20 protein-coding genes, 1 pseudogene and 1 riboswitch are annotated in these 20,177 nt (G+C 65.7%); of the genes and pseudogenes, 17 read left to right on the top strand and 4 right to left on the bottom strand.

Annotation, left to right across the window (positions count from 1 at the left end):
* Positions 1–2 precede the first annotated feature (2 nt).
* Complete coding sequence (locus AB6802_RS12600; RefSeq protein ID WP_013531090.1) at positions 3–584, bottom strand: NADH-quinone oxidoreductase subunit B family protein; 582 nt, start codon at positions 582–584, stop codon at positions 3–5.
* Positions 575–940 carry an NADH-quinone oxidoreductase subunit A gene (locus AB6802_RS12595; protein ID WP_371010414.1) on the bottom strand — a complete coding sequence of 122 codons (366 nt, stop codon included), beginning with the start codon at positions 938–940 and terminating at the stop codon, positions 575–577. The genes AB6802_RS12600 and AB6802_RS12595 overlap by 10 nt, the downstream gene beginning before the upstream one ends.
* Positions 941–1,273: 333 nt before the next feature.
* Here AB6802_RS12595 and AB6802_RS12590 point away from each other — a divergent pair, with 333 nt between their 5' ends.
* From AB6802_RS12590 to AB6802_RS12555, 8 genes are all read left to right on the top strand, one after another.
* Positions 1,274–2,473: a winged helix-turn-helix domain-containing protein gene (locus AB6802_RS12590; RefSeq protein ID WP_371010413.1), complete on the top strand. Its 1,200-nt coding sequence runs from the start codon at positions 1,274–1,276 to the stop codon at positions 2,471–2,473.
* 28 nt (positions 2,474–2,501) lie between these two features.
* A riboswitch (cobalamin riboswitch) is annotated at positions 2,502–2,706 on the top strand.
* Positions 2,707–2,745: 39 nt separating this feature from the next.
* Entirely contained in the window at positions 2,746–3,171 is a 426-nt protein-coding gene (locus AB6802_RS12585; protein WP_371010412.1) for a DUF1636 family protein, read from the top strand.
* Between the two features lie 2 nt (positions 3,172–3,173).
* The gene (cobW, locus tag AB6802_RS12580) at positions 3,174–4,211 is read left to right on the top strand and encodes a cobalamin biosynthesis protein CobW (protein WP_371010411.1); all 1,038 of its coding nucleotides are present in this window, start codon (positions 3,174–3,176) and stop codon (positions 4,209–4,211) included.
* Between the two features lie 22 nt (positions 4,212–4,233).
* Positions 4,234–7,776, top strand: a complete 3,543-nt coding sequence (locus AB6802_RS12575) for a cobaltochelatase subunit CobN (protein ID WP_371010410.1) — start codon at positions 4,234–4,236, stop codon at positions 7,774–7,776.
* Complete coding sequence (gene cobG / locus AB6802_RS12570; RefSeq protein WP_371010409.1) at positions 7,773–9,233, top strand: precorrin-3B synthase; 1,461 nt, start codon at positions 7,773–7,775, stop codon at positions 9,231–9,233. Before AB6802_RS12575 ends, cobG begins: the two co-directional genes overlap by 4 nt.
* 3 nt (positions 9,234–9,236) lie before the next feature.
* Positions 9,237–9,869 carry a precorrin-8X methylmutase gene (locus tag AB6802_RS12565; RefSeq protein WP_371010408.1) on the top strand — a complete coding sequence of 211 codons (633 nt, stop codon included), beginning with the start codon at positions 9,237–9,239 and terminating at the stop codon, positions 9,867–9,869.
* On the top strand, positions 9,866–10,615 hold the full coding sequence (locus AB6802_RS12560) for a precorrin-2 C(20)-methyltransferase (RefSeq protein WP_371010407.1): 750 nt from the start codon (positions 9,866–9,868) through the stop codon (positions 10,613–10,615). The genes AB6802_RS12565 and AB6802_RS12560 overlap by 4 nt, the downstream gene beginning before the upstream one ends.
* On the top strand, positions 10,612–11,376 hold the full coding sequence (locus AB6802_RS12555) for a precorrin-3B C(17)-methyltransferase (RefSeq protein ID WP_371010406.1): 765 nt from the start codon (positions 10,612–10,614) through the stop codon (positions 11,374–11,376). The genes AB6802_RS12560 and AB6802_RS12555 overlap by 4 nt, the downstream gene beginning before the upstream one ends.
* Here the strand turns inward: AB6802_RS12555 and AB6802_RS12550 are convergent.
* Entirely contained in the window at positions 11,340–12,107 is a 768-nt protein-coding gene (locus AB6802_RS12550) for a cobalt-precorrin-6A reductase (RefSeq protein ID WP_371010478.1), read from the bottom strand. The genes AB6802_RS12555 and AB6802_RS12550 overlap by 37 nt on opposite strands.
* 1 nt (position 12,108) lies before the next feature.
* On the opposite strand from AB6802_RS12550, the gene cbiE reads away from it, so the two are divergent.
* The 7 genes from cbiE to cobT are packed head-to-tail and all read left to right on the top strand — an operon-like array spanning position 12,109 to position 18,418.
* Positions 12,109–13,350, top strand: a complete 1,242-nt coding sequence (cbiE, locus tag AB6802_RS12545; RefSeq protein ID WP_371010405.1) for a precorrin-6y C5,15-methyltransferase (decarboxylating) subunit CbiE — start codon at positions 12,109–12,111, stop codon at positions 13,348–13,350.
* Positions 13,347–13,733 (top strand): cobalamin biosynthesis protein, encoded by a 387-nt coding sequence (locus AB6802_RS12540; RefSeq protein ID WP_371010404.1) that lies wholly within the window; start codon positions 13,347–13,349, stop codon positions 13,731–13,733. Before cbiE ends, AB6802_RS12540 begins: the two co-directional genes overlap by 4 nt.
* Positions 13,730–14,494: a precorrin-4 C(11)-methyltransferase gene (gene cobM, locus AB6802_RS12535; RefSeq protein ID WP_371010403.1), complete on the top strand. Its 765-nt coding sequence runs from the start codon at positions 13,730–13,732 to the stop codon at positions 14,492–14,494. Before AB6802_RS12540 ends, cobM begins: the two co-directional genes overlap by 4 nt.
* A complete protein-coding gene (gene cobA, locus AB6802_RS12530; RefSeq protein ID WP_371010402.1) occupies positions 14,491–15,306 on the top strand; it encodes a uroporphyrinogen-III C-methyltransferase in 816 nt (271 codons plus the stop codon). Before cobM ends, cobA begins: the two co-directional genes overlap by 4 nt.
* Positions 15,303–16,619 (top strand): cobyrinate a,c-diamide synthase, encoded by a 1,317-nt coding sequence (locus tag AB6802_RS12525; RefSeq protein ID WP_371010401.1) that lies wholly within the window; start codon positions 15,303–15,305, stop codon positions 16,617–16,619. Before cobA ends, AB6802_RS12525 begins: the two co-directional genes overlap by 4 nt.
* A complete protein-coding gene (locus tag AB6802_RS12520; protein WP_371010400.1) occupies positions 16,616–17,383 on the top strand; it encodes an adenosylcobinamide-GDP ribazoletransferase in 768 nt (255 codons plus the stop codon). Before AB6802_RS12525 ends, AB6802_RS12520 begins: the two co-directional genes overlap by 4 nt.
* Positions 17,384–17,407: 24 nt before the next feature.
* The gene (cobT, locus tag AB6802_RS12515) at positions 17,408–18,418 is read left to right on the top strand and encodes a nicotinate-nucleotide--dimethylbenzimidazole phosphoribosyltransferase (RefSeq protein WP_371010399.1); all 1,011 of its coding nucleotides are present in this window, start codon (positions 17,408–17,410) and stop codon (positions 18,416–18,418) included.
* A gap of 126 nt (positions 18,419–18,544) precedes the next feature.
* On the opposite strand, the gene AB6802_RS12510 is transcribed toward cobT, so the two are convergent.
* Positions 18,545–19,237, bottom strand: a complete 693-nt coding sequence (locus AB6802_RS12510; RefSeq protein WP_371010398.1) for an outer membrane protein — start codon at positions 19,235–19,237, stop codon at positions 18,545–18,547.
* Between the two features lie 195 nt (positions 19,238–19,432).
* Here AB6802_RS12510 and AB6802_RS12505 point away from each other — a divergent pair.
* Positions 19,433–19,609, top strand: a pseudogene (locus AB6802_RS12505) (nicotinate-nucleotide--dimethylbenzimidazole phosphoribosyltransferase); the annotation flags it as partial.
* Between the two features lie 224 nt (positions 19,610–19,833).
* Complete coding sequence (locus tag AB6802_RS12500) at positions 19,834–20,097, top strand: hypothetical protein (protein ID WP_371010397.1); 264 nt, start codon at positions 19,834–19,836, stop codon at positions 20,095–20,097.
* Positions 20,098–20,177 lie beyond the last annotated feature (80 nt).

Below are 20,177 nucleotides of genomic sequence, written 5' to 3'. Positions count from 1 at the left end.
GCTCACCGTTCGATCGTGCCGGTGCGGCGGATCTTCTTCTGCAGAAGGAGAATGCCGTAAAGCAGCGCTTCGGCGCTCGGCGGGCAGCCGGGCACATAGATGTCGACCGGCACGATGCGGTCGCAGCCGCGTACCACCGAATAAGAATAGTGGTAATAGCCGCCGCCATTGGCGCAGGAACCCATCGAGATGACGTAGCGCGGCTCCGGCATCTGGTCGTAGACCTTGCGCAAAGCCGGCGCCATCTTGTTGGTCAGCGTGCCGGCCACGATCATGATGTCGGACTGGCGCGGAGAGGCGCGCGGCGCGACACCGAAACGCTCCGAATCGTAACGCGGCATCGAGGTGTGGATCATCTCGACCGCGCAGCAGGCGAGGCCGAAGGTCATGAACATCAGCGAGCCGCTGCGCGCCCAGGTGATGAGCGCTTCGGTCGAGGTGACAAGGAAACCCTTGTCGGCCAGTTCATTGTTGATTTCGAGAAAGAAGGGATCGTCCTCCCCCACCGGCCGACCGGTGTTGGGGTCGATGATGCCCTTGGGCTTCGGCGCGACGAGGGTGCCTGAACTGTCGTTCAATCCCATTCCAGCGCTCCTTTTTTCCATTCATAGGCAAAGCCGATGGTCAGCACCGCCAAAAACACCATCATCGACCAGAAACCGAGCATGCCGATCTTCGAGAAGGAGACGGCCCAGGGAAACAGGAAGGCCACTTCCAGGTCGAAGATGATGAACAGGATCGACACCAGGTAGAAACGGATGTCGAATTTCATGCGGGCGTCGTCGAATGAGTTGAACCCGCATTCATAGGCGGAAAGCTTTTCCGGATCGGGATTGCGGTAGGCCACGAGGAACGGCGCCACCAGCAGCGCCAGGCCGACGACCAGCGCCACGGCGATGAACAGGACGATCGGCAGGTACGAACTCAGGAGTGCGCTCATGCGGCGGCTTTCCTCGGCGGGCCAGTTCACTTTGATTACAGCAACGAACTCTAATGCGGAAGCGTGACAGTTTAACCGCTGAACCGTTTTAGGAGGCCCATGCTGCAACGCGGCGAGGGTTAGCGCAGCGGTTTCAGCGAAGCAAGTCAAACCTTGTTCAAATTACCGCCCTGGACGCCATATCGGAGGAAACTGGTCCGATCCGCTCCTGTTTGATTTCCTTCTCTTTTTACTCCACTTCTGTCTCCTGACACATCTCCCGCCATTTGCCTGCTAGCATCACCGGAATCACCGGCTAAAAATCCGGCAAACGATCAGGGCAAGGTCGCCTCGATGAAGGACAAGATTTCGCTTCCTATGGCCCGGCGCATCGCGCTCGGCGCGCAGGGTTTCACCGACCCGCGGCCCGGCGGCACACCCGATCGGCGACACCTTGCCCGCGTGCTTTCCCGCACCGGCTTGCTGCAGATCGATTCCGTCAGCGCCGTGGTGCGCGCGCACTATATGCCGCTCTATTCGCGCCTTGGCCCCTATCCGCTCGCGCTGCTCGACAACGCCGCCGTCACCCGCAAGCGCACCGTGTTCGAATACTGGGCGCATGAAGCGTCCTTCCTGCCGGTCGAGACCTGGCCGCTGATGCGCTGGCGCATGCAGCGCGCCGAACAGGGCGGCGAAATGTATCTCGGCCTCGCCAAATGGGGACGCGAGCGGACCGGGATGATCGATGAAATCTATAAGCAAGTCGCCGAACGCGGGCCGACCGCTGCTTCCGACATAGAAGGCCACAAGGGCAACGGCGGCTGGTGGGGCTGGAGCGAGGCCAAGCACGCTTTCGAATGGCTGTTCTGGGCTGGCCGCATCACCACCGCCTACCGGCGCGGCTTCGAGCGCTATTACGACTTGCCGGCGCGCGTTTTGCCGCAGGCCGTGCTCGACCTGCCTGTCCCCTCCGTCGAGGACGCGCACCGCGAATTGCTGCGCATTTCCGCCCGCGCCCACGGCATCGCCACCTATGGCGACCTGCGCGACTATTTTCGCCTGGCGCCCGGCGACACCAAGGACCGCATCGAGGAACTGGTCGAAATGGGCGAGTTGCTGCCCGTAAGCGTCGAAGGCTGGGACAGGACCGCTTATCTGCACAAGGACGCCCGTTTTCCCCGCCGCATCGAGGCGCGCGCCTTGCTTGCGCCGTTCGATCCCGTCGTTTTCGAACGGTCGCGCTCGGAGCGGCTTTTCAATTTCCGCTATCGCATCGAAATCTACACGCCTGCCGACAAGCGCCAATACGGCTATTACGTGCTGCCTTTCCTGCTCGGCGACACGATCGTCGCCCGCGTCGACCTCAAAGCCGACCGTCCAGCGGGTGTGCTGCGCGTCCATGCCGCCTATGCCGAGCCTGAAGCGCCGCCGGAGACAGCCGCCCAGCTTTTCGAGGAATTGAAGCAGATGCAGGCCTGGCTCGGCTTGGAGCACATCGAAGTGACGCCAGCGGGCGACCTCGGGCAGCCACTGGCCGACCTTTCAGCGTCGTAACCGCGCGTTGACACCGCTGCCTGCAAAAGCCTAAATCCCTCCAGACGGTCCCTTGCCCGCAACGGCAAGGGCCAAGAGGGAATGCGGTGCGGGACAAAAACCCAAATCCGCGGCTGTCCCCGCAACTGTAAGCGATGAGCCAAGGCCGAAAGCCACTGGGAATTCCCGGGAAGGCGGCCAACCAAGGCGATGATCCGCGAGCCAGGAGACCTGCCGTCTGCGACAGAACAATCCGATCGCCCGGCGGGTTTCCGGGCAAGGAGCCCGGCTTTTTGGACCACAACGGCAGTTTTTCGGCTGGCCCAGCGGATAATTCGTCCGAGGGCGACGCTTTGGCCGGCGTGACGGTCATCGTCTGCGCTTCCTGCCGCAATGAGGCCGGCTCCGATGCCCACCCCCGCGCCGGCGAATTGCTGGCCGATGACACCCGCCGCGCCGCAGCCGATGACAACATCCGCATCCGCACGGTCGAATGCCTCGGCAATTGCAAGCGGCGGCTGAGCGCGGCGATCCTGCGCGACGGCTGCTGGAGCTATGTCTTCGGCGACCTGAGCGCGACCAGCGGCGCCGACCTCGTTGCCGGCGCAAAGCTCTTCGCCACGTCGACGGATGGCCTGATCCCCTGGCGCGGCCGCCCCGATTCCCTCAAGCGCGGCCTTGTTGCCCGCATCCCTCCCCTCGACATGCTGAAGGACTGACCATGAGCGCTTCCGTTTCCCGTATTCCCTGCACCGTCGTCACCGGCTTCCTCGGCGCCGGCAAGACGACCCTGGTCCGTCATCTGCTGGAGAATGCCGGCGGCAAGCGCATCGCCATCATCGTCAACGAGTTCGGTGACATCGGCATCGACGGCGAAATCCTCAAAGGCTGCGGCATCGACACCTGCCCGGAGGAAAACATCGTCGAACTGGCCAATGGCTGCATCTGCTGCACCGTGGCCGACGATTTCGTGCCGGCGCTCGACCAGATCCTGGCGCTCACCCCCAAGGTCGACCACATCCTGATCGAGACCTCCGGCCTCGCTTTGCCGAAGCCGCTGGTCCAGGCATTCCAGTGGCCGACGGTGAAGAGCCGGGTGACCGTCGACGGCGTCATTGCCGTGGTCGATGGCCCGGCGCTCGCCGAAGGCCGCGTCGCCAGCGACATGGATGCTTTACAGGCGCAGCGCGCCCAGGACGATAGCCTCGACCACGACGACCCGGTCGAGGAAGTCTTCGAGGACCAGATCGCTTGCGCCGACCTCATCATTCTCTCGAAAAACGACCTGATGGACGCCGCCGGCTCGGCCCGCGCCAACGCCATCATTGGCGAACACTCCGCCCGCGCCGTGAAGATCGTGCCGACATCGCATGGCAAGGTCGATCCCTCGGTGCTGCTCGGTCTCGGCCTCGCCGTCGAGGACGACATCGAGAACCGCAAATCGCATCATGACGGCGCGTTCGACCACGAGCATGACGATTTCGACACCTTCATCGTCGACATCCCGTCGATCGCCAATCCGGACGAGCTGGCAAAGCGTGTCGCCACCGCCGCCGAACAGGAAAACGTGTTGCGCGTCAAAGGTTTCGTCGAAGTCGGCGGCAAGCCGATGCGGCTTTTGCTGCAGGCCGTCGGCCAGCGCGTCAACCATTACTATGACCGCGCCTGGACCGCCGAGGACGACCGCCGCTCGCGTCTCGTCGTCATCGGCCTCAAGGGGCTGAACCGCCCGGCGATCGAGGCTATACTCGCCGGCTGACGCCAACCGACCTAGGGGCGAAATGCACATACTGACCACCAGCTCCGCCTCGCTCGACGATCTCGCCGAGCCGGTCGATCTGCGGCAGACGCCGGCGGATATCTTGGCCCTGTCCTTCACCGACAGCGACCTCGCCGGCCTGGCGGTGGCATGGAAAGCCGACGCCGCCCGCTTGCCCTCGATGCGGCTCGCGGCGCTGCGCGACCTGCGCCATCCGATGTCCGTCGATCTATGGATCGACAGCGTCGCCCGCCACGCCAAGGTCATCCTTATCCGCATCCTGGGCGGCTACGACTGGTGGCGCTACGGCTGCGACCAGCTCGCGGCGGTGGCGCGCGAACGCGGCATCAAGCTCGTGCTGCTGCCCGGTGAAAGCCATGACGAGGATCAAAGGCTGATCGAGGCCTCGACGCTGCCCCGCGCCGAGCTGGACGCCTTGCTCGGCTATTTCCGCGAGGGCGGCCCGGCAAATATGAGCGCACTGATGCAGCGGCTGGCGCGCTTGGCTGGATCGGCTGCGTCGGTGGCGGGACCGGTGGCGGTGCCGAAGTCGGGATATTATGAGCCGGGGCTGGGAGTTGTCGGAAAGCCATCGGGCGTTGGCGAACTCGACGCCGACAATGTCAGCGTCTCCATTGTACCCATCCTCTTCTATCGCTCGATGCTCCTCGCCGCGGACGTCGCGCCCATCGACGCACTCGTCGAAGCGCTCCGTCAGTGCGGCCTGGCCCCAGTCCCGATCTTCGTCTCCAGCCTGAAAGACCCGACGTCGCTGGTCTTCGTCGAGGACGCCATCGCATCGCTGAAACCGGCCGTCATCATCACCGCGACCGCCTTCGCCTCAGGCGCCGAACCCGGCGTCGAAACCCTGTTCGACCGCGCCGGCGTGCCCGTCTTCCAGGTCATCGTCGCCACCACCCGCCGCGACGTCTGGGAAAACAACCAGCGCGGCCTGGCGCCGGCCGATCTCGCCATGCATGTTGTGCTGCCGGAGCTCGACGGCCGTATCCTCGCCGGTGCAATCTCCTTCAAGGGCGAGATCGAGACCGATCCGGCGCTGGCCTTCCGCGCCTTCGCCAATCGTCCGGAAGCTGATCGCGTGGCGCAGGTCGCCAGGCGGGTCGCGGCGTTCATTCGCCTGCAAAAGACGGAACGGTCCAAGCGCAAGCTGGCGATCCTGATTCCCGACTATCCGAGCGCGCCCGGACGGACCGGCTACGCGGTTGGCCTCGATGTGCCATCCAGCGTGCTGGCGATGCTGCATGACCTGAAGGAACAGGGCTATGCGGTTGATGGGATTCCGCAAACGCCGCGGAAGTTGCTGGATGCTCTGGAGAAGGCAGGGCATGGCCTTGGCTTACAGGACTACTTGGATCTTTCGACCGAACTCCCAGGGGCAGCACGTGGCGCAGTAGAGGCAGCGTGGGGGCAGCCGGAAGGGATAGGTTCGCGCGAGACCCCCCTCTCTGTCCTGCCGGACATCTCCCCCTCGGGGGGGGAGATCAGGCCCTCATCTCTGCCTTCACCAATCTCCAACGCTGTAAGTGGAGCGCCGTCGGCGAAACTGCTAATCTCCCCCCTTGAGGGGGAGATGCCCGGCAGGGCAGAGAGGGGGGCTCAAGCGCCGACCTCACCGCACTTCCCCTTCCGCGCCGCCACCTTCGGCAACGTCACCGTCGCGCTCGCCCCCGATCGCGGCCGCTCGGCCGACCGCCGCGCCGACTACCACGACCCGGCCCTTCCTCCTCGCCACGCCCTCCTCGCCTTCGGCCTCTGGCTGCAAAAATCGCTCGGCGTGCATGCCATCATCCATGTCGGCGCTCACGGCACGCTGGAATGGCTGCCGGGTAAGACCGTCGCCCTCTCCGGCACCTGCTTCCCCGAGATCGTCACCGGCTCGCTGCCGGTCATCTATCCCTTCATCGTTTCCAATCCGGGCGAAGCCGCGCAAGCCAAGCGCCGCATTGCCGCCGTTACGCTTGGCCATCTGCCGCCGCCGCTGACCGGCGCCGGCCTTGACGAGACTCAGCAGAAGCTCGAGCGGTTGGTCGACGAATATGCTCTGGCCGACGGGCTCGACCGCCGCCGCCGCGACCGCTTGGCCAAGCTGATCGTCGGGACGGCGCAAAAGAGCGGCCTCGCCTCCGAAGCCGGCGTCGCCCGGACCGACGCGCCCGACGAGGCGCTCCGCCGCATCGACGCCTGGCTCTGCGATCTCAAGGATTTCGCCGTCAAGGACGGGCTGCATGTTTATGGCCGCGCGCCGGAGGGCGAGCCCGATCCGTTGCGTCGGCAAAGTGCCGAGAACGAGAAAACAACGCTGCTGGCCGCCCTCGACGGCCGCCACATCAAGGCCGGTCCGGCCGGCGCGCCGACGCGCGGGCGCTCCGACGTGCTGCCCACCGGCCGCAATCTCTTCACCTCCGATCCGCGCACCATGCCGACGCCGACGGCCCATGATCTCGGCCAGGCGGCGGCGGAGGAAGTGGTACGCAGCTACATGCAGAGCCATGGCGACTGGCCACGCTCGCTGGTCATCGACCTCTGGGGCTCCGCGTCGTTGCGCACCGGCGGCGAGGAAATCGCCCAAGGCTTGGCGCTGATGGGCTGCAGGCCGCAATGGGATGCCGCGACAGGCCGCGTCACCGGCATCGAGGTTCTGCCGCCGGCAATGCTCGGCCGCCCACGCGTCGACGTCACCTGGCGCATCTCCGGCCTGTTCCGCGACATGTTCCCGACCCAGATCGCGCTGATCGATGCCGCCGCCAACGCTGTTGCGGCCCGCGACGAAGAGGATTCCGAAAACCCGCTTGCGGCCAAAACCCGCGCCGACGGCAAAACTAGCCCGCGCATTTTCGGCACATCGCCCGGCACCTATGGCGCCGGCGTCGAGGATCTTCTGTCACGCGGCGAATGGGCGGCGCGCGAAGAGATCGGTCGCGCCTATCTCGACGCCACCTCGCACGCTTATGGCGGCGCTGACGGCGAGGGCGTCGCCTCCCCCGGCGCCTTCGAGAACCGGATCGCCGAGGCCGACCTGCTCGTTCACACCGGCGACGATCCCGGCCGCGATATTCTCGAAGGCTCGGCCGACGTCGCTTTCATCGGCGGATTCTCGGCGGCGCTGGCAGCACTTGGGCGAAATGCCGACGTCATCGTGCTCGACACGACCGATCCGGCAAAGCCCAAACCACGCTCGGTCAGCGAGGCCGTATCCCGTGTGGTGCGGGCTCGCGCGGTCAACCCGCGCTTCATTGCCGGCCAGATGCGGCATGGACCGCGCGGCGCCTCGGAATTTGCCGAAACCGTCGACCGCCTGGTCGGCTTCGCCGAAACCACGCATGCCATTTCGGGCGCGCTGATCGAAGCCGTGCACGACGCCTATCTCGGCGATGCTGAGGTCCGCGCTTTCATCCTGCGCGAGAATCCGGCGGCTGCGAAAATCATCGCGGAGCGCTTTCTCTCCGCACGGCGGCGCGGCCTGTGGCATCCGTTAAGAAACTCCGTCGATGACGATCTCGCCGCTTTGATCGCCGAGGCCCAGGCAAATGGGGTCGCGGCATGAACGCGTTTTCGCGCCGCGGCGCCTGCCCGGCCTTGAGCGCGCCCATGCAGACCGGCGACGGGCTTTTGGTGCGGCTGAACCCCGTCGCTGGAGGACTGTCACCGAAGCTGTTGATCGGACTCGGCGAATCCGCCTTGCGCCACGGCAACGGCATCATGGAAGTAACCGCGCGCGGCAGCCTGCAGATCCGCGGCCTGACGGCGGAAAGCGCGGCGTTGCTGGCGGCGGAAGTGGATGCGCTGGGCATAGCGGTGCGCAGCGGCGTGCCGGTCGAGACAGGGCCGCTGGCGGGGACCGATCCGGACGAGATTGCCGACCCGAGACCGCTGGCTGAGAAGATCAGGGTGGCGATTGAAGCGGTAGGGCTGGCGGCAAGGCTGGGGCCGAAGGTGTCGGTGGTTGTCGACGGCGGCGGGCAACTGACCATGGATGTGGTGACCGCCGATGTGCGGTTGAAGGCGGTGCGTACCGGCGCAGGCGTCTTGTGGGCTGTATCTGTTGCCGGTGATGATCGCAGCGCCAAGCCACTTGCAATGGTCGAGGAAGACGCCTCGCGCGACGTCGCTGTGGCTGCGCTCAGGATGGTCGCGGAAAAAGGGCGCGAGGCGCATACGCGGGACCTGTCGGAGCGGCAATTGGCCTCCCTCGCAGGTTGGCATTCCGTCGCCCCCCTCTCTGTCCTGCCGGACATCTCCCCCTCAAGGGGGGAGATTGGCAGCTTCGACGCGGGTTCTCCGGCTTCAGCGCTGGAGATTGGCGAAAGCCGCGGTGACAGGGCAATCTCCCCCCTTGAGGGGGAGATGTCCGGCAGGACAGAGAGGGGGGCCTCGCGCAAACCTATCGGCCTTTTCCCCTTAGCCGGCGATACTTTCACCCTCGGCATCGGCCTGCCCTTCGGCAGCATGCCAGCGCAAAACCTCATCGATCTCGCTCGCCAAGCCTCGAACCTCGGCACTGCCGAAATCCGCCTGGCGCCTGGCCGCGCCCTCCTCTTCCTCGGCCAGCCGGCCACCGCGAACCAACCCCTGCAAACCTCCGCCGCCACTCTTGGCTTCGTCACCGATGCCGCCGACCCGCGCACCCGCATCGCCGCCTGCCCCGGCACACCGGCCTGCGGTTCCGGCCGCATCGCCACCCGCACTATTGCCGAGACGATCGCAAAACAAAGCGCCGATCTCTTCGATGCCTCCTTCAATTTGCACATTTCCGGCTGCGCCAAGGGCTGCGCGCACCCCGGCGCTGCGGCCATAACGCTGGTCGGCGACGAAAACGGAGCCGGACTTGTCGTGGACGGGACGGCAAAGGCCCTTCCTGCCGGATACAGGCCGGGCTATGACGCCGCGCGTGGGGTCGCCGCTGTCGCGGCGGCGGTGCGCGCACGAGCCGATGAGACTGTCGCAGCCTGCCTGGCAAGGTTGGGCGCCGCAGCTGTCGCCGAACTCTATCGACGGAACTGAACAATGGCCGCCTACGACTATATCCATGACGGCAACGCCATCTACGAGCGCTCTTTCGCCATCATCCGGGCCGAGGCCGACCTGTCGCGCTTCTCCGAAGCCGAGGCTGACGTCGCCATCCGCATGATCCATGCCTGCGGCCAGGTCGAAGCCGCCAGTCATTTCGTCTTTTCCAGCGATTTTGTTGCCGCCGCTCGCACAGCGCTTGCCGCCGGCGCGCCGATCTTCTGCGATGCGGAGATGGTCTCGCATGGCGTCACCCGCGCCCGCCTGCCGGCCGGCAATGAGGTGATCTGCACGCTGCGCGACCCGCGCACGCATGACATCGCAAAGGCGATCGGCAATACCCGTTCGGCCGCGGCAATCGACCTGTGGGGCGAGCGCATGGCCGGATCGGTCGTCGCCATCGGCAATGCGCCGACGGCGCTTTTCTATCTGCTCGAAAAACTGCGCGACGGCGCACCGAAACCGGCCGCGATCATCGGCATGCCGGTCGGCTTCGTCGGTGCCGCCGAATCCAAGGATGCGCTGGCGCAGAATTCCTACGGCGTGCCCTATGCCATCGTGCGCGGCAGGCTTGGCGGCAGCGCCATGACCGCCGCCGCGCTCAATTCACTGGCGAGGCCGGGCCTGTGAACGCGCTTCCAAAGGGACGTCTTGTCGGCGTCGGCACCGGCCCCGGCGATCCGGAGCTTCTGACGCTCAAGGCCGCGCGGGTGCTGGCCGAGGCCGACGTCGTGGCATATTTCGCCAAGCGCGGCAACAACAGCAATGCGCGCGCCATCGTCGAGGCACGTTTCCGTTCGGACATGTTAGAGCTGCCGCTGCTCTATCCCGTGACGACGGAGATCGACAAGGATCACGACGACTACCGCGCGCAGATCACCGATTTCTACGAACAGTCCGCCGAACAGGTCGCGGAGCACCTCGACGCCGGCAAGGTGGTCGCCGTGCTATCCGAAGGCGACCCGCTCTTCTACGGCTCCTACATGCATCTGCATGTGCGCCTTGCGCATCGTTTCCCGACCGAGGTCATCCCCGGCATCACCGCCATGTCCGGTTGCTGGTCGCAGACCGGCGTGCCGATCGTCCAGGGCGACGATGTGCTGACCGTTCTGCCCGGCACGATGAGCGAGTTCGACTTGACCCGGCGGCTTGCCGACACCGATGCGGCCGTCATCATGAAGGTCGGCCGCAACCTGCCCAAGATCAGGCGCGCGCTGGAGGCCTCCGGCAAGCTGGCCAAGGCCGTCTATGTCGAGCGCGGCACCATGGCGGGCAGCGTGTCGATGCGGCTCGCCGAAAAGCCGGACGACAAGGCGCCCTACTTCGCCATCGTGCTCGTCGCCGGCTGGTCGGCACGCGCCGGAGCCAAATCATGAGCGGCCGCCTTACCGTTATCGGTCTCGGCCCCGGCAATGCCGACCAGGTCACGCCGCAGGCCAGCAACGCCGTGGCGGAGGCCAGCTTCTTCTACGGCTACAAGCCCTATCTCGACCGGCTCGATCTGAGGCCGGACCAGACCCGGATCGCCTCCGACAATCGCGAGGAATTGACCCGTTCCAACGAGGCGCTGGCCAAGGCCGCCGAAGGTCATAACGTCGCCGTCGTGTCCGGTGGCGACCCCGGCGTCTTTGCTATGGCCGCCGCTGTCTGCGAGGCGATCGAGGCCGGTCCGGCCGAATGGCGCGCCATCGATCTCGCCGTCGTTCCAGGCGTCACCGCCATGCTTGCGGTCGCCGCCCGCATCGGTGCGCCGCTCGGTCATGATTTCTGCGCCATATCGCTCTCAGACAATCTGAAGCCGTGGGACTTGATCGAGCTGCGTTTGCTGGCGGCTGCCGGCGCCGGTTTCGTCATCGCGCTCTATAACCCGATCAGCAAGGCCCGCCCCTGGCAGCTTGGCCGCGCCTTCGAGTGCCTGAAAGCCATCCTGCCGGGCACCACACCGGTGATCTTCGGCCGCGCCGCCGGCCGGCCGGACGAGCGTATCGAGGTTTTCCTGCTGGCGGACGCCGATGCCGAAAAAGCCGACATGGCGACCTGCATCATCATCGGCTCACCCGAGACCCGCATCATCAGGCGCCGCGACAAGCCGGCGCTGGTCTACACGCCGCGTTCGGCGACAGGCGCGAAAAGATGATCGACCTTTGCGGCCAAAGCATCGACGGTTTCGGCCGACGGCACGTCCGGCAGGACGGGCCTGCGCACCATGACCACCTCGACGCCGTGCGCCCTCGCCGCTGCGATCTTGCCATAGGTTGCCTCGCCGCCGCTGTTCTTCGAAACGACGGCATCGATGCCGTGACTTTCGAGCAATGCACGCTCGTCCGCCTCTGGAAATGGTCCGCGCGCCAGAAGATAGTGCGCATCGGGCACTGCCAGCTTCGGCTCGACCGGATCGACGCTGCGGATGAGGTAGCGGTGTTGCGGCGCGGCCTCGAAGGCGCTGGCCTCCTGCCGGCCGATCGCCAGGAACACGCGGCGCGGCGCCGTGCCGAGCGCCCTCGCCGCTTCGGCGACACTGTCCACCAGCGTCCAGCGATCGCCATCCACCGGCTCCCAGCCGGGACGCCGCAGGGCGAGGATCGGCACGCCGGCCTGCTTGGCGGCCTCCGCGGCGTTGGCCGAGATACGAGCCGCGTAGGGATGCGTAGCGTCGATCAGCAGATCGATCTTGTCGGCATGGAGATAGGCGGCAAGACCGTCCGCGCCGCCAAAGCCGCCGACGCGCACCGGCACGCCCTGCGCGGCTGGACTTTCGGTGCGGCCGGCAAGCGACAGCGTCACCGAGAAATCCGCGCGACGGGCCAGTCTCCCCGCCAATTGCCGGGCTTCCGTCGTTCCGCCGAGGATCAGGATACGGTGGGTCATCATGCCTGCTAAAAATCCGCGCGCCGCCAAGCCCGCCTCAAAATGGCTCACCATCGTCGGGATCGGCGAGGACGGTGTAGCGGGTCTCGGCGATGAGGCCAAGCAGCGGATCGCCGAGGCGCAAGTCGTCTTCGGCGGCAAGCGGCACCTCGCGCTGGTCGCGTCCCTTGCCAGGGGCGAAACCCGCCCGTGGCCGACGCCCTTCGACGCCGAGATGCGTGACGTGCTGGCGCTTGCCGGCAAGGATGTCTGCGTGCTCGCCTCCGGCGATCCGTTCCTCCACGGCGTCGGCGCGACGCTGGCGCGTAAGGTGAAGCCCGAGCATATGCGGGTCCTTCCGGCGCCATCATCGCTCTCGCTCGCTGCATCGCGCCTCGGCTGGGCCTTGCAAGATATCGAAACCATCTCGCTGCATGGCCATTCGATCGATCTGATCCGTCCCTTGCTGCATCCAGGCGCCCGCATCCTCGCGCTGACCTCCGACGGTGATGCCCCGGCTTCCATCGCCGAGCTGCTGGCCGAACTCGGCTTCGGCCCGTCTCGATTGACGGTCCTCGAAGCTCTTGGCGGTCCCGATGAAACACGTCGCAGCGCGCGCGCCGACGCTTTCGATCTGAAAAACATCAATCCGCTCAACGTGCTGGCACTCGACATTGAATCGACGCCGGATGCGCGCATCCTGCCGTTGACCGTCGGCCTCGCCGACCATCTGTTCGAGCATGACGGCCAGATCACCAAGCGTGAAATCCGCGCCATCACCCTGTCGGCGCTGGCGCCACGACGCGGCGAGCTGTTGTGGGACATCGGCGCCGGCTCCGGCTCGATCGGCATCGAATGGATGCTGGCCGACACCTCGATGCGCGCCATCGCCATCGAACCCAACAGCGAGCGTGCCGCTCGCATCGCCCGCAACGCAGCGCATTGCGGCGTGCCCGGCCTCGTCGTGGTCGAAGGCGCGGCGCCCAAGGCCTTCGCCAAGCTGCAGACACCCGACGCCATCTTCATCGGCGGCGGCGGCAGCGATACCGGTATGCTGGACAAGGCGATCAACGCGCTGCGCCCCGGTGGTCGGCTCGTCGCCAACGCGGTGACGCTGGAAATGGAGACGCTGCTGCTCGACCAGAACAACAGGCGCGGCGGCGACCTGATCCGCATCGCCCTGTCGCGCGCGGCGCCGGTCGGCTCCATGCAGGCCTGGCGTCCGGCCATGCCTGTGCTGCAATGGAGCTGGGTGAAGCCATGATGGTCGCGGGTATCGGCAGCCGCAAAGGCGTGACGGCTGGCGACGTGCACGCGGCGATTGAGACCGCGCTTGAAGCGCATGGACTGGCATTGACCGCGCTTTCGGCACTGGCGACCGGCGAGATCAAACGCGACGAGCAAGCGATCTTCATTGCTGGCCGCGACCTCGCGCTTCCGGTGATCGTCGTCACCGAAGACGCATTGCGTGTGGCGTCTGTGGCCACGATCAGCCAATCGGAAGTGTCGCAGGCGCAGGCCGGCACGCCTTCGGTTTCGGAGGCCTCGGCGCTCGCCGCTGCAGGCAAGGATGCAAAGCTGCTGGGGCCGCGTATCGTGGTTGGCCCGGTAACCTGCGCCATCGCGCTTGGCGGAGGTGGCGAATGACCGTCCACTTCATTGGCGCCGGTCCGGGTGCGGCCGACCTCATCACCTTGCGTGGCAGCCGGCTGCTCGCCGCCTGCCCAGTCTGCCTCTATGCCGGCTCGATCGTCGCGCCGGAGCTGCTCGAACATTGCGCGCCGGGGACAAAGCTGATCGACACCGCGCCGATGTCGCTCGACGAGATCGAGGCCGAATATGTCGCCGCGCACAAGGCGGGCCACGATGTCTCGCGCCTGCATTCCGGCGATCTTTCCGTCTGGAGCGCCGTTGCCGAGCAGATCAGGCGGCTGGAAAAGCATGGCATCCCCTACACGCTGACTCCCGGCGTTCCCTCTTTCGCGGCGGCCGCTGCGGCGCTGCGGCGCGAGCTCACCATCCCCGAACTGGCGCAGAGCCTGGTGCTGACCCGCGTTTCGGGCCGCGCCTCGAAAATGCCGCCCGGCGAAACGCTGGCCGGCTTTGGCCGCACCGGCGCCACGCTTGCCATTCATCTTGCCATCCATGCCATCGACCGCGTCGTTGCCGAGCTGACGCCGCTCTACGGCGCCGAGTGCCCGGTAGCGGTTGTCTTCCGCGCCTCCTGGCCGGATGAGCGTATCCTGACCGGCACGCTCGGCACCATCGAAGCGCAACTGGCGGAAAGCCCAATGGAGCGCACGGCGATCATCTTTGTCGGCAGCGCGCTCGCAGCCCAGGATTTCGGCGAAAGCTCATTGTATGACGCCCACTACCAGCGGCGTTTTCGCGGACGGGACGGATTGTGAACGGCAGCGCCAATACAAACGGACGGGCTACGGTTGAGCAGGCGCTGGCGCGGCTGAACTTCAAGCCGCGTGAGTTGCAACCCGGCCATGTCTGGCTGGCCGGCGCCGGCCCCGGCGATCCCGGCAGCCTGACGCTGGAGGTGCTGGCCGCGCTCGGACAATGCGATGCACTGGTCTATGACGCGCTGGTGTCATCCGATGTGGTGGCGGTCGCGCAGGGCGCCGAGCTGTTCTACGCCGGAAAGCGCGGTGGCCGGCCCTCGATGAAACAGGATGACATTACCGCATTACTCGTCAAGCTGGCGCGCGAAGGCCGGCGTGTCGTTCGCCTGAAAGGCGGCGACCCCTACATCTTCGGTCGTGGCGGCGAAGAGGCGCTGGCCTTGGCGCGTGAAGGGATACCGTTTCGGGTGCTCTCCGGCCTGACCTCAGGCCTCAGCGCGTTGGCCGCCACCGGCATCCCCGCCACCATGCGCGGCATCAACAAGGCCGTCATCCTGGCCACGGGGCACGCCGCCGGTACCGATGACGACATCGATTGGGCCGCGATCGCCCGCACCGGGCAGCCGGTCGTCGTCTATATGGGCATGGCCAATCTGCCGCTGATAGCCGCCGCCCTGCTCGAAGGCGGGCTGGCGCCGTCGACGCCGGCGGCGGTGATCGTCGCGGCGACAACACCGCAGGAGCGCATCCTTGTCGCCACGCTTGCGACCATCGCCGAGGAAGCGGCTGCGGCCGGCCTGGCATCGCCGGCATTGATCGTCGTCGGTGGCATCGTTGCCATGCGCGCGGCACTGGCGGGCGGGACATGACGGCACGCGCGATCATCATCGGCGCGCCGCGCTCCGGCTCGGGCAAGACCAGCGTCACCATCGGCCTGCTGCGCGCGCTTGCCCGGCGCGGCCTGAAAGTACGCGGCGCGAAATCCGGACCGGACTATATCGATCCCGGCTTCCACACCGCCGCGACCGGCCTCTCCGGCGTCAACCTGGACAGCTGGGCAATGCCGCCTTCCCTGCTCAACGCACTGGCCGCGCAGCAAGCCGACGACACCGAATACGTGATCCTCGAAAGTGCCATGGGTCTGTTCGACGGCATCCCGGCCCCGGAAGGCCGCTCGGGCTCGGCCGCGGACCTTGCCCGACTCTACGGCCTGCCGGTGCTTCTGGTGCTCGACGTTTCGGGACAATCGACGACGGCCGCCGCGGTCGCCAAGGGCTTTGCCACTTACGATCCTGACGTGCGCATGGCCGGCGTCGTGCTCAACCGTTTGGGCAGCGAACGCCATCGGAAACTTTCGGGAGACGCCATCGAGGCGATCGGCCTGCCGGTGGTCGGCGCCATCCTGCGTGATCCGACGCTCAATCTGCCGGAACGGCATCTCGGTCTTGTGCAGGCCGGCGAATACGAAAACCTCATGGCGCATCTCGACCGGCTGGCCGACATGGTCGAGACATCGCTCGAGATCGACGCCATTCTTGCGCTGACCAAGCCTCTTGAGCCCTCGCCCGGCGACTTTGCCGATGCCCTGCCGCCGCCCGCGCAGCGCATCGCGTTGGCGGAAGACGCCGCTTTCACCTTCCTCTATCCGCATGTCGCCATGCACTGGCGCAAGGCCGGCGCCGAGATCGTGCCTTTCTCGCCTTTGGCCAATGAAGCGCCTTCGCAGGATTGCGATGTCTGCTGGCTGCCCGGCGGCTATCCCGAGCTGCATGCCGGCAAGCTGGCCGTCGCCGACAATTTCCGAGCGGGCATGGCGCGCTTTTCGGCCAGCAAGCCGGTCCATGGCGAGTGCGGCGGCTTCATGGTGCTGGGCGAGGCGCTTGAGGACGCGGACGGGATAGGTCACAGGATGCTCGCCCTTCTCGGACATTCGACCAGCTTTGCCAGGCGCAAGATGAACCTCGGCTATCGCGAGGCGCGCCTTCGCGCCGACTGCCCGTTGGGGCCTGAGGGCACGCTTATCCGCGGCCACGAATTCCACTACGCGCAGATGACCGCCACCGGCAACGACGAGCCGCTGGCCGACCTCGCCGACGGCCAGCGAAATCCACTCGGCCCCTCCGGCTACCGGCGCGGCCATGTCAGCGGCACCTTCTTCCATGCCATAGCGAGGGGTGCATGAGCCGCTTGTCCGAGCCCCGCCAGTTCCTCGACGATATCGGCCTCAGCCTCGTTTTCTTCACGCGGCTGAGATTGCCTTCGAGCGATTTCGGTGGCCGCAGCCTTGCCGACGCGATTTGGGCCGCGCCCTTCGCCGGCCTAGCCGTGGCGGTCATCGGCGCGCTCGTCTACGCGATTACCTCGAAGCTCGGTCTTGCCGCCGGTCCGGCGGCGGCGTTGACGCTTGCCGCGACCATGCTCGCCACCGGTTGTCTGCATGAGGATGGACTTTCCGACATCGCCGACGGCTTTGGCGGCGGTCGCACGCGCGACAGGAAACTGGAGATCATGCGCGACAGCCGCATCGGCGCTTATGGCGCGGCAGCACTTGGCGTCTCTCTGCTGATACGCTGGAGCGCGTTGTCGCAACTGGCTGGACCCGGCCATGTTTTCCTGGCGCTGCTCGCCGCGCATGCCGCCTCGCGCGGCCTGTTCGGCGCCTTCATGCATCTACTGCCGCCGGCCCGCGCCGACGGTGTGTCGGCCGGCGCCGGCTCTGTCGGCGTCGAGACCGCCGCGATAGGCGCCGCGCTCGGCGCCGTGGCGCTGCTGGCGCTCGGATTTGGCGGCGCCATCGTCGCGCTCATCCTGCTCGGCCTGCTGTTCGCCGCTTTCCGCGTTTTGTGCCTCAGCCAGATCGGAGGCCAGACCGGCGACACGATCGGCGCGCTGCAGCAGCTCGGCGAGATCGCGGTCCTGCTCGTCGCTTCCGTCTGCCTGTCCTGATTCTTTCTCGGAGACCTTGCCCTCATGCCCTTCAATTCGCTCGAAAACCTGCGCACCGCTTGCCTTGATCTTTCCAGCGGCAGCGATACCGCCGCCGCTGCCGTCGCGCGCCGTCAGGACACGCTGACCAAGCCGCCGGGTAGCCTCGGCCGGCTGGAGACGATCGCCGCGTGGCTCGGCCGCTGGCAGGGCCGCGATATGCCGAAGCTCGACAATGTGAAGGTCTTTGTCTTTGCCGGCAATCACGGCGTCACCGCCCAGGGCGTCTCGGCCTATCCCTCGGAAGTCACGGTACAGATGGTGGCAAACTTCGCCGGCGGCGGCGCCGCCATCAACCAGCTTGCCCGCATCGCCGGCGCTAAGCTCGACGTCATTCCGCTCGATCTGGAGCATCCGACCGGCGATTTCACGCAGGTACCGGCAATGGACGAGAAGGCTTTCCTGGCCGCCGTCTCGGCCGGCTACGATGCCGTGACCAACGACCTTGATCTTGTCTGCTTCGGCGAGATGGGCATCGGCAACACCACGCCGGCCGCAGCGATCTCCACCGCTCTCTTCGGCGGCGGCGCGGAAAAATGGACCGGGCGCGGCACCGGCGTCGACGATGCCGGCCTGCAGCGCAAGGTCGTCGCCATCGAGGCGGGCCTGAAGCGCCATGCCGATGCGCTTTCCGACCCGTTGAAGATCGCCGCCGCCCTTGGCGGGCGCGAGCTTGCCGCCATCCTCGGCGCCACGCTCGCCGCGCGCAAAAACAACGTCCCGGTGCTGCTCGACGGCTTCGTCTGCACCGCCGCTGTCGCGCCGCTGGCCAGGCTTCATCCGACCGGGCTTGCCCATACCGTCGCCGCCCATGTCTCGGCCGAGGCAGGCCATCGCCGCCTGCTCGAAGCGCTCGGCCTGCCGCCGTTGCTCGATCTCGGCATGCGGCTCGGCGAAGGCTCCGGAGCCTGCCTCGCCGTCAACATCGTGCGCTCGGCGCTGGAATGCCATGCTGGGATGGCAAGCTTTGCCGAGGCTGGCGTGTCGGAGAAGTAATACTCGCAAAGTCTGTAGTGGACCGCCGGCTTGCATGGCTGCCATCAGAGCGGCCACCTGCTCCAAGGGGCCATTCGAGCAACAAAAACCCCGCCGAAGCGGGGTTCTAAGAGGTCTCGTCGGAAATCAGAATTTGTAGCTAAGCCCGACGCGAACATCGTTGGTGTTCAGATCAAGCCTGGCTTGCTGTCCAGGGAAGTTGAATGGCGCAGATTGCGATTTACGGCCATAGTCGGAATAGCGGTATTCGACCCGCGCAATCAGATTGTCGGTGATGGCATAATCAAGGCCGACGCCTGCCGTCCAACCAACCATGGTATCGCTGTTCTCGATCGACCCACCTGGAAAATTGAATACGCCGGAGTAATCACCGACAGCAAGACCGGCAGTTACAAACGGCAAGAAACGATCGAATGCGTAGCCTGCGCGCAGACGCGCCGACCCGAACCATTTTAAATCACCGCTTGCGAAGACACTGGGAGGAGATCCGGCAAACGCGCCGTCCCCCTTGGCGTTGGTGAAATTTGCATCCGCTTCAATGCCGACGACATAGTTGCCAGCGAACTGGTAGTTATAGCCGACATAGGCACCGCCAAAGCCGCCTTTGGGATCGACGGAGGCGCTGAAGAACGGGGGGCCGGCCGTAGACCCGGCGCCGTCGTAGGTTGAATTTCCCCAAACATACCCGGCCTGCGCACCCACGTAGATGCCGGACCAATTATAAGCCACAGGCTCGGTCGGTTGGGGGGAAAAATCCGCTGCCAATGCGGGGGTTGCAGTAGCAAGCGAAGCCAGAAAGGCAAACTCAACTGCGCGCATCGGGCCGTCTCCAAGACGAAAATCGGTAACTTCAGGATAGCTTGGTTCGCTAGCGATCCATGTAACCTTTCAGCCACAAACTGAAATTATTTATCCTGCCGTCGAAGCGGGGCGATTACCGCCGCCGTCAGGCGACAATACTGAAAAGTCGCCGGAGACGACATCCCGACCCGGCCTCGCCCACACTATCGGTGCTCGGCCGAGGCAGGCCATCGCCGCCTGCTCGAGGCGCTCGGCCTGCCGCCGCCGCTCGATCTCGGCATGCGGCTCGGCGAAGGTTCGGTGGCATGTCCGGACGTCAACATCGTCCGCTCGGCACTGGAATGCCAGGCAGGATGGCAATTTTGCTGCGGCCGTGTGTCTGAAAAGTAAACTATGTCGAAATTTCAACACTGTTGAAACATCGAAATAACGTCATCTTGATCATTTCATGAGATGTAGACATTTCATTGGGAGATCAAGCGATGTATTTTAAGTCTCTAATATCTATTGCATTTCTTGCCGGCACGGCTTTGCCCGCCCTTGCCCAAGACCGGTTTGTACGCCCGCTTCGTCCTGGTGAGGATGGATCGTCAAGGATCCAGTCGTCGATCTCGATGACCCTTCCGGTCAAGGATGACGAGGATGCCGGTGCGCAGCAACAGGTAGCGCTTCGCTCCTTCTACAAGGCCGCGGCCGGCAGTTGCGCCATGGTGATCGAGACGGTTGCCGACACCTGCGAGATCACCGGCATGACGACGAACATCAACGGCCGCGACCGCAATCTCGGCGGCTATGGCGGGTCGCAAATCACGGTGACCGGCCAGATCACGATGAAGGTCAAATTCAAGGCCAGCCTCAGCAAGACGACTCCGCAATAGCCGGCTTGGCGCAAGTCCGTTCGCCAAAAAGAACGACCGGTTCGCCGTTTCCGTCAACCTGCCGCGCATGTGAGGCCAGG

Source organism: Mesorhizobium sp. RCC_202, assembly GCF_041355295.1.
Classification (GTDB): Bacteria; Pseudomonadota; Alphaproteobacteria; order Rhizobiales; family Rhizobiaceae; genus Mesorhizobium.
The sequence above is the reverse complement of the archived record's forward strand: the minus strand, read 5'-3'. Positions and strand labels throughout refer to the sequence as shown.